Raw genomic sequence first — 8,512 nt, 5'->3', positions numbered from 1 at the left:
AAACGTGTGACGACACTACATCCGCACTTCACCACCCTCTCGCAACCTAACCCCTTGAAATCCCCCCACCGGCCTCTCGCAGAACTCACAAATCCCCCCGGGAGGTGTCGAACTTCGGGTGCACGAAGCTGCCGCGCGCCTCGGCTGCGCCCCGCGCACCGTCCGCTCGCTCGCCGCGCGCGGACAGCTCAGGACCATTCAGATCGGCGGAACGAAGCGGTGGTCGCCATCGGACGTGGAAGCCCTTCGACGGACAGGAGTCACCGATGTCAGGTGACTCGAACAACGGCCAGCAGCCGGCCGACGTGACGTTCGGCGACCGGCTTTACGACACGCGCGAGCTCGCCGCGAGATACCGCTGCAGCGCGCGCACGATCAGGGACTGGATCGAGTTCGGCTGCCCCACGCCTCATGGCCGCGTGAAACTGCCCGCCAGTCGAATGGGGCGCCGGTATGTCGTGCGCGAGGAAGACCGGATGCTCTTCGAGCACCGGATCCGGCCGCGGAGATGACGGCCGGATCCGGCGCTCGACCGAGCCGTCGTCTTCTCCCGATCCGAAAGGCGACTCCCATGACCCTCCAGTCCGAGCTGCAATCCTACCTTCGATCGACTGGCCTGACCGCCCGCGCCCTGTCCCTCTCGGCCGGCCTCCACGAAAAGGCGGTCACGGACATACTCGGCCGCCCCGGTCACCGGCCCCGGCGCGCGACGCTGGAGCGGCTGGAGCGTGCGACGGGCCTGTCGCTCGCCCACCAGGTCGATTTCGACCCGCGCACATGGCAGGAGCTGATCCGTGACCTCGAGCGGAAACGGGAGGCCGGCGATCGCGTGGCAGGCCGGCGTGCGGCCCGCGTGCGCTGGCTCGTCAGGAAAGCCGGCTGGGTGGCGGAAACGCGATCGGTCTGCAGGCACGACGCGGTCGACTTCTTCGCAGTCCGCCGGCCTGCCGAGGTCGGGCTGAGCCGCGGCAGCTTCGCGACGTACAAATCCGATATCCTCGCGGCGCTCTCACCGGCGGCAACGCGTGCCCGGAAGCGCAGCGTCGACGACATCGCCGGGTCTCTTCGCGAGCTCTACGATCGCATCGTCGAAAGCGACCTCGTGGACGATCTCAAGCGCGCCTCGGGCCCGATCCTGACCTGGCTGCACGATCAGGGTCTGCACCCGGGCGATCTTACCACCGACCGCCTCTGGGCCTACCACGAATACCGGCGCGAGGTCGCGGGAAAGGACGAAGGCGCGTGCCGCAAGCACGTGAAGCGGGTGGCCAGTCTCTGGTGCGCGCTTGCCGGACATCCGCACTTCCAGGGGCTCGGCTTCCGACCGATCGATCATCCGTTCGGCGATGGGCGCGACCGCTTCGGCGTGCCGGACGCGGCAATCGCCACGCTGATGGAGGAATGGGACACCCGTGTCGAGCCCTGGGCCCGCGGCCTCGCCTCCCGGACGGGGCAGACCCGCGCGGAGTTCATCGCCGCGCTCGACGCGGCCGAAGCCGCGAGCGAGACGGCCGTCTCGGACAAGAAGCGGAGGCTGCGCGCGAAACGCGACGCCCGCCGCAAGACCACGCGGACCGGCGGCGAGTCGAATACCTCTCGCGACGATCTCCTGCGCGCACACGGATTTCTGACCGCGAAAGACTGCTGGTCGGACAAGACCGCGCAGACCCGGCGCGCTCAGATCGTCGCTTTGGCGAAAGCGCTCTACGCGACTGCCGATGTCGCGCCAGACTCCCTCGACGAGCTTGCCGACCCCGAGATTCTCGAGGCGGCCGCCGAAGCGCTCGCCGACGCGAACGCGAACGCCGCCTACGACAGCGCCTACGTGTCTTCTGCAGTGAAGACCGTCAAGAAGGTCGCCGTCGGCCTCCTGCGCTGTCCGGACGCGCAGCGGGACAAGATCAAGGAGCTCGTGGGGAAGTTCACACCTCGGCGGCATGGTCTTGCGCCGCGTAACAAGGCGCGGCTCCACCAGTTCACCGAGGACCGGATCCAGGCGACGATCGACATGTCAGACGAGCTCATCCGGGACGTGAACGCCGAGATTCGTCGTCTCCGGGACGCCAGTCGGAAAAAGCACGGCAGGCTGCCCCGCGCCCGCGATGTCTACGACCCGAGGCTCGCTCGGCAGGTGATGGCGGCGCTCGCGCACGACATCATGCTCAAGCGTGGCCCGCGGTCGGCCAACCTGATCGGGATCCGTCTCGACTGGATTTCATGGCAGGCCGACCTCGCCACGATCGTGATCCCCGCCGCAGCCGTGAAGGGTCGCGCAGCATCTGACCCAGATCTGCCGATCCCGCTCGGACCACGCACGAGCCGGCTGCTCGCGCGCTACCTCGACGGCGTGCGCGAGGCCGCCCTTCTGCCCGGAGACGACCAAAACCCTTACCTCTTCCCGGGGCAAGACGACCGCTCCGGCGCGCTTGGCCGGCCCTATACGGGGCTTCTGAAGCGCGTCGTCGCCTGCGTTCACGACCGGGTTGGCGTCCGGATCAATCCCCATCTGTATCGTCATCTGATCGGGTGGATCTGGCTGAAGGACAACATCGAGGCTTTGCCGCAGGTGCAACGGCTGCTCGGCCACAGATCCCTGCAGACGACGATCTCCTACTACGCGGAGATCGACGATACGCTCGCTTTCGACAGCTGGCAGGAACGGATCGAGAGCAAGCGGACATCGGGAGCCGAGGTCATGCTCGCGGCCTGACCCCCCCACATCCGACACCGGGCGCCGCGCCGCGTCTTCGCGATCCGCGGCGCCCCGATCCGAGAGGTTCGACCATGCTCGACACGACAGATGGCGAGACCACGCCGACACTGGGCACGCTTGTCGCCCGGTCGCTCAAGCGAGAGAAGCCCGGGACGAATACCGCCGCCGTACAGGCAGCCCTCGACGCCTTCCTCGACGAGCGGGCCGAAGGGCCTGATGTCGTGCCGGGCAAGGGAGAGGTCTCCGCCTGGCTGCAATCCCGCATTGCACGGCTCGGACGCGAACGCGCCTGCACGGACTTCGCCTGGCTCCAAAAGGGCGCAGCCCGGCTCTGGGGCGTTGCGGAGACGGCTCATTTCGCGATCGTCCTGCGGGAAGCGCGGGTCACGCGGAAACACCCGCGAGCCGGTGAATGGGACCGCGCTGGGCGCGCCGTATCGAGATTACCGGACAACTGGCAATCGGCGATGCGCCACCGCATCCGATGGCCGGCCTCGAACGCCGGCACGGTCTCCTGGAGCGCGAGCCGTGTCGCGGCCGTCGCCCATGCGCTCGCGCGGTGGCGCGTCTACTGCGATGCGCATGGTCTCGATGTGCTGCCAACCGGCACGACGCTCGAGGCCTACGCACGGTGGCTTGTCGCGCCCGAGGGCGGCGGCGTCTCGACGCGCAGCGTTTCGGACTATCTCGGCCGCATCGTCGATGGGGTCGCGATGGTCGTGGCGCCCGGCTTCTCGTCGACCGCCTGCGCCTTCGTCGTCCGTGACTGGCGGGAGCGCGCCGACAAGGAGGGGGCGCCCACGAAGTGCGGCGCGCAACTCGTCTCCGCATCCGCCATCTACAAGCTCGGCTTTGCCTGCATGGGTCAGGCGCGCGCGCTGCGGACCCGCAGCACGCGCGCGGCCACCCTCTTTCGGAACGGCCTCCTCCTCGCGACAGCCGTGGCGCTGCCCAGGCGGGCCCGCGCGCTCTCCGTGCTCGAACACGGGCGGACGCTCTGGGCGCTCGATGCACAGCGCGTGCATGTGAGGATACCGGCCCGCCACCTCAAACTCCCCGAAGCAGACAAGACGGGGCCGCCATTCGAGGCCGTGTTGCACAACCCCGGCCTCGCCTCGGCGGTCCTCACGTATGTTCGCGACTTCAGACCCATATTCGACAACGGCGACATGCTGTTTCCCTCCACGCGCGCGCCCGGGGACGGATTGTCCGAGAGCAGACTCGGGCAGATCGTCGGCGATCTGACCAAGGCGCATCTCGGCGTGCGGGTGTCGATCCATCGGCTCCGGGACAACGCCGCTACGGAATGCGGCGAGTCGGTGCCCGGAGGCGCCCGTCTCGCTGCACCGCTTATTGGAAACCGCGATCGCGCCACGACGGATCGCCACTACGATCGTTCCGACGGTCTGAAGGCGGCGAGGGTCTTTGGCGCGCGCCTCGAGGCGCGTCGCTCCGCGCCCGAGGACCTGCTTGTCTGAGAGCTTGTCGTGCCCCGCCGGTCGCCGTGGATCGCCATTTCTCGCCGCTCTTGCCGTGCCCTGTTGAAGACGGGCAGGCATCACCCGCACGGGATGATGACCGCCCGTCTTCGACGATTTCCTCCCGTTGCCGCGACTCGCCGCAACAGACGCCCGATCCCGGCAGGCGCGGTCAACGTTCTGCGCGCCCTGCCGAGCCCGGCATCGGGTCTCATCCTTTTTTCGCTGTCGGGCTTCGTCCTGAGAAGAAACGGCCCATTCTGCATCCTGAGCGGACGACGACAGTCCACGGCGATCGGGAAAGAGAGGCGCAGGCTGTCGCCTTCGACCCGTTGCAGCGCGCCTCTTGAAGAAGGCACGCCGCACCGGGGCGAAGACCCGAACGCAAAAGACGGCCCACGACGGAGGCGGGGGCGTTTGACGGCGCCGGCTGGACAAGCCGCAGCACAGGGCTGCGGGCCGGACGCCAGGAGGAGAGCAGCAATGACTGCATCTCAACGCACCGGACGGCTTCGCGACGCTATGCCCGTCACCACCGCCTCCCGTCTCGTGTCGGACTTCCTCGCGCGCCACGGCGCGGGGCTGTCCGACCTCGTGGGGACGCCGGGCGATGGCCCGGTCCCCGACGCACTCGACCGCCTCCAGCACGTGGCAAGGACGCAGGCGGACGCGCCCGAAGCGATTGCGGACGCCGTGGAGGCCCTGCGCGACCGGGTCGACGACCTGAACGGCGCCTCGTCGCCGTCGACCTCGCCGTGCCTGGGCAGCGATCTCGATGCCGCTATCCGGTGGTACGCGGCGCGGCTCACGGATCTGTCCCGCTTCTGCCGACAGCTCTGAGCGCGCCGCAACGCCGCCCCGATTCCGATCCTCGTCGCGGCGGGGCGCAGCGCGATCGGTGCGACCGCCTTCGGCGGGATCGGCGTCCATTTCAATGGGCAAGAACGGAAGAAACCGGCCGCCCCTCCGGGCGGCCGGCCTGCATGCGCTCTCGTTGGGGTGGGCCTTGGCCTATGGCCGGATCGGCGCCAGGATATGCGTGACGATGAGCATCCTGCACTCGTAGTCGAGGCGATCGATCGCGGTGGCGAGGTCGAACCCGTAGTGGTTCGACCGGAACCAGATCAACGCGAGAAACCGCGCGTAGACCTCCTCGCCGGACGAGGCATAGCCAAGGTAGTCCTCGAAGCGGTCGGTCTTCAGTACGCCGTTCTCCCAGTCCCACAAGTCGGCGACGCGGGGGTCGGGGCCGGATTCCGCGAGCTGGCGGAAGCGGGCGCGGGCGGGGGCGAGATGCTGCATGGGGTCCCTCCATCATGCGGTGCGTGTTGAAAGGATCTGGTGGTCGTCCGCGCGCGCCGGAAACGCGATCCGCGAGATTTTTTGCGCACCACTCGGACGACGCGCAGGCCGAGCGCGTGCGCCTTGTCGGCTGCCGCCGACGGCGCCGTCTCGCGAAACGGGCTGCGGATCTTGCGCCCGCTGCCCGCCCGGCGCACCACCGACTTCACTGAGGTGGTCGCACGAGTGACGAAGACCGGGGGTTTCCTGGTCCACCAGGTCTTCTATTCCGCCCCCTCGCAGCTGATCGGTCAGCGGTCGAACCGGAGGTTCGCCTCTCGCACAGGGCGCCGATCCAGAGGTCTGCGCGCGCCGGCTTCTGGAGATCCGGGACATGCTGGACGACATGATCGGGCGCCCGAGGTCACGAGCGATTCACCGGTCTTCGATACGTCTCTGAGGTGGCATATCGCGCGCTCACAGACCTCGCGGCCCGCTTCGGCTGACGCCCCCGGGTTCGGCCGGGGACCCCTGTCCCCACTACTCCTCGGCCGATCCGGCCCCCGGGCACGTACCCCGCCCGGGGGCCACCCTGCACCGGATCCTGGGGCTCAGGGGACGCTGGGTCATCGGGCGAACGGGACGACGTTGCCGGTGGAGCCCGCCATCGCGTCGGAGGCGTCTGCTGCCCAGGGGCTGCGGATGCCCGAGATGTCGATCGCGATGGTGTCGATCCACTGCTTGAATTCCTGGATCGGCGAGCCTTCAGGGTCGTAGTGCTCCTCGGTGACATCGCGGATCTTGTGGCCCATCAGCCGCTTGCGGATCTCCAGCGGGCACTGGCGTCGTTTGAGGGCGACGTTGAAATGCGTGCGCAGCGCGTGGAAATCGCGGCGCGGATCATAGACGCCTTCGGCCACGCGGTACCGGGTGAAGGTCTTGGTGAAGGTGCCCGACAGGCGTCCCTTGGCCGCGCAGCGATTGATGTCGGGAAACAGCCAGGCTTGCCCGGCGCGGCGCCGCTGCTCGACGAAGGCGAGGAAGCCGAGCGCGATGAGGTTGTCGTGAAGAGGCACGACCCGATGCTCGGTCCCGCCCTTGAGATGCTGCCCCGCTCCGCTCTGGATCCGCAGGATCGGGATGCCCTCGATCGTGTCGATGTCGTCGGCGCGCAGCTGCAGCGCCTCTTCCTGCCGCAATCCGGCATGGACGCCGAGCAGGGTCGGCCAGAAGACGTCGTGCGCGTTCGTTCCGTCCGCCATCGGCGCGACGAAGGCGGAGGTCGCCAGAAGATCGTCGAGGGCGTCGCCCCAGGGCAGCCGCGTGGCCGTCTTCTCCTCGGCCCGCAGCTTCTCCTTCTGCTTTTTCGTCCAGATCACGCCCTTGAGGAGGTTGTACGGCGCGGCGGCGTGATCGGCGGCGTTCTGGAAGACGAACTGGAGCGCCTGCAGATGCCGGTAGACGGTATTCACCGAGTTTCGCCTGATCCGGGCCGCTTCGAGACGCTGTTCGCCGTCGCCGCGGTTGAGATCGAGCCGGGCGATCTCGGCCTTCGCCGCGGCGATGGCGCGCTGTTCCTCGAGCTCGGCCTCCTCGATGATCGTGTAGAGACCGGGCGAGTCGCTGCTCTTGTGGTGCGTCGCCGGAAGGGCCTGGAGCAGCGAGCGGAATTCGCGGAGCGTCGCCTTCGTGAAGAAGGACAGGGGCTTGTCCCCGAAGGCCTCGAGGACCAGCCGCCGCGTCGATTTCCAGTTGGCCAGGTTGTTGGTGTCCCAGTTCGGGTTTTCCTCGCGCTTGCGGAAGAGCGCCGCACCGAACCAGGCCGTGAAGGGACTGTCGGCCGTCAGGGTCTCGGGGTCCACCGAGTCGGCGGGGCCGTACTTGCGGATCCTGGCCACGCGCGCCTCCCGCGCCGCGACGGGATCCTCCCTCGGCGCGGCGACGGGGGCGGGGGCAGCGGCGGGGGCGCGGTGGGGGTCGGGCGCCGGGATCGGGGCAGACGGCGCGGCGGGCGACGCGGCGGGCGACGCGGCGGGCGACGGGACGGGCGCAGTGCCGGTCGAGGCGGCAGAGGACGCTGCGGAAGACGGGGCGGAAGGCGGGGCGGAAGGCGGGGCGGACGGCGGGGCGTCCGACTCCGACGTCGGCGCGGGCACCGGGGCGGCGGGCCGGGCCGGGGCGGGCGGCGGGGCGGGCGGCGCGGCGGGCATCGGCGGGTTTGGGGCCAGGGTGGCCGCGGCGGGTGCGGTGGCGGGCGCGCCGGGGGCGATCGCGGGCGCCGCGGCAAGGGCGGCCGGCAGGCGGGCATCGGCGGTGTAGAGGCCCTGCTCGCGGCGGATGTTCTCCTCGGCCACCTCGCAGAGCGCGCGGGCGGCGCGGCGCGCGAGGCGCGGCCAGCTCTCGTCCGTGCGGTCGAGCTCGAGGCCGAGGCGAGCGAGGGTGCGGGCGACCGGGGCCTCGACGGCGGCGTAGTCGTTGTAGACCAGCGCGGCGCGCAGGGTCTCGCGCGTCGCCTCCTGCACCCGGATGGCCGCCGTCACGGCGTCGGGCGTGCGCGGGCCCGCGGATTCGCGCAGGGCCTCCGCCAGCTCGATCTCCATGCGGATGAGTGCGTCGATCACCCCGTCCAGTTGTCGTTCCTCGAGCATGTCCGCTCCGACCGCCTCGACCAATCCGATGAGGTCGTCGGTGAAGCGCGCCGCGATCGCGGCCCGCCGCCGTCCCTCGGCGAGGAGGTGCGTTCGCAGCGAAAGCGCCCAAAACGACTTTCTGCAGATTTTTTCGAGGGCCCCCGGCACCCGGCGGCGGAACACGAGAGTCGCGCCGCGCCGGATCAGGTAGGTCGGGTGTGCCGCCCCGCCTGCGGCGCTGCGTGCGGACGTGCGTGCGACCCTGTGTGCGGCCCTGTGTGCGACCATGTGTGCGACCTCGACGCGACTTTTGTGTCGCAGCCTGTGTCGCACACCGGCTCCGGACCGACTCTTCCGGTCCAAAGCGTTGATTTCACGGGGTTTTCTGGATCTTGGCTCCGGCGGCAGGA

At 69.5% G+C, this 8,512-nt stretch carries 7 protein-coding genes and 1 pseudogene; 5 read left to right on the top strand and 3 right to left on the bottom strand.

Annotation, left to right across the window (positions count from 1 at the left end; translation table 11 throughout):
• Positions 1-118 precede the first annotated feature (118 nt).
• The 5 genes from DLJ49_RS22930 (at position 119) to DLJ49_RS20355 (ending at position 5,031) form a co-directional block, all read left to right on the top strand.
• The gene (locus tag DLJ49_RS22930) at positions 119-277 is read left to right on the top strand and encodes a helix-turn-helix domain-containing protein (RefSeq protein WP_158547529.1); all 159 of its coding nucleotides are present in this window, start codon (positions 119-121) and stop codon (positions 275-277) included.
• Positions 267-512, top strand: a complete 246-nt coding sequence (locus DLJ49_RS20370; RefSeq protein WP_115395350.1) for a helix-turn-helix domain-containing protein — start codon at positions 267-269, stop codon at positions 510-512. Before DLJ49_RS22930 ends, DLJ49_RS20370 begins: the two co-directional genes overlap by 11 nt.
• 59 nt (positions 513-571) lie before the next feature.
• On the top strand, positions 572-2,710 hold the full coding sequence (locus DLJ49_RS20365; protein ID WP_115395349.1) for a tyrosine-type recombinase/integrase: 2,139 nt from the start codon (positions 572-574) through the stop codon (positions 2,708-2,710).
• Between the two features lie 74 nt (positions 2,711-2,784).
• Positions 2,785-4,191 carry a site-specific integrase gene (locus DLJ49_RS20360; protein ID WP_115395348.1) on the top strand — a complete coding sequence of 469 codons (1,407 nt, stop codon included), beginning with the start codon at positions 2,785-2,787 and terminating at the stop codon, positions 4,189-4,191.
• A gap of 522 nt (positions 4,192-4,713) precedes the next feature.
• Positions 4,714-5,031 carry a hypothetical protein gene (locus tag DLJ49_RS20355; protein WP_147277379.1) on the top strand — a complete coding sequence of 106 codons (318 nt, stop codon included), beginning with the start codon at positions 4,714-4,716 and terminating at the stop codon, positions 5,029-5,031.
• Between the two features lie 171 nt (positions 5,032-5,202).
• On the opposite strand, the gene DLJ49_RS20350 is transcribed toward DLJ49_RS20355, so the two are convergent.
• From DLJ49_RS20350 to DLJ49_RS22925, 3 genes and pseudogenes are all read right to left on the bottom strand, one after another.
• A complete protein-coding gene (locus tag DLJ49_RS20350) occupies positions 5,203-5,493 on the bottom strand; it encodes a hypothetical protein (RefSeq protein WP_115395346.1) in 291 nt (96 codons plus the stop codon).
• A gap of 605 nt (positions 5,494-6,098) precedes the next feature.
• Positions 6,099-8,120 carry a tyrosine-type recombinase/integrase gene (locus DLJ49_RS20345; RefSeq protein ID WP_147277378.1) on the bottom strand — a complete coding sequence of 674 codons (2,022 nt, stop codon included), beginning with the start codon at positions 8,118-8,120 and terminating at the stop codon, positions 6,099-6,101.
• Positions 8,121-8,165: 45 nt separating this feature from the next.
• Positions 8,166-8,390 (bottom strand): annotated as a pseudogene (locus DLJ49_RS22925) (DUF6538 domain-containing protein); the annotation flags it as partial.
• Positions 8,391-8,512: the final 122 nt, after the last annotated feature.

The organism is Rhodovulum sp. 12E13, from assembly GCF_003340565.1.
In the GTDB taxonomy this organism is placed as follows: Bacteria; Pseudomonadota; Alphaproteobacteria; order Rhodobacterales; family Rhodobacteraceae; genus HLUCCA09.
The sequence above is the reverse complement of the archived record's forward strand: the minus strand, read 5'-3'. Positions and strand labels throughout refer to the sequence as shown.

What these genes read in the sequence shown, in the direction of transcription:
- DLJ49_RS20360 (WP_115395348.1), top strand. Translation starts at nt 2,785, where the DNA reads ATGCTCGACACGACAGATGGCGAGACCACGCCGACACTGGGCACGCTT.
- DLJ49_RS20365 (WP_115395349.1), top strand. Translation starts at nt 572, where the DNA reads ATGACCCTCCAGTCCGAGCTGCAATCCTACCTTCGATCGACTGGCCTG.
- DLJ49_RS20355 (WP_147277379.1), top strand. Translation starts at nt 4,714, where the DNA reads ATGCCCGTCACCACCGCCTCCCGTCTCGTGTCGGACTTCCTCGCGCGC.
- DLJ49_RS20370 (WP_115395350.1), top strand. Translation starts at nt 267, where the DNA reads ATGTCAGGTGACTCGAACAACGGCCAGCAGCCGGCCGACGTGACGTTC.
- DLJ49_RS20350 (WP_115395346.1), bottom strand. Translation starts at nt 5,493, where the DNA reads ATGCAGCATCTCGCCCCCGCCCGCGCCCGCTTCCGCCAGCTCGCGGAA.
- DLJ49_RS20345 (WP_147277378.1), bottom strand. Translation starts at nt 8,120, where the DNA reads ATGCTCGAGGAACGACAACTGGACGGGGTGATCGACGCACTCATCCGC.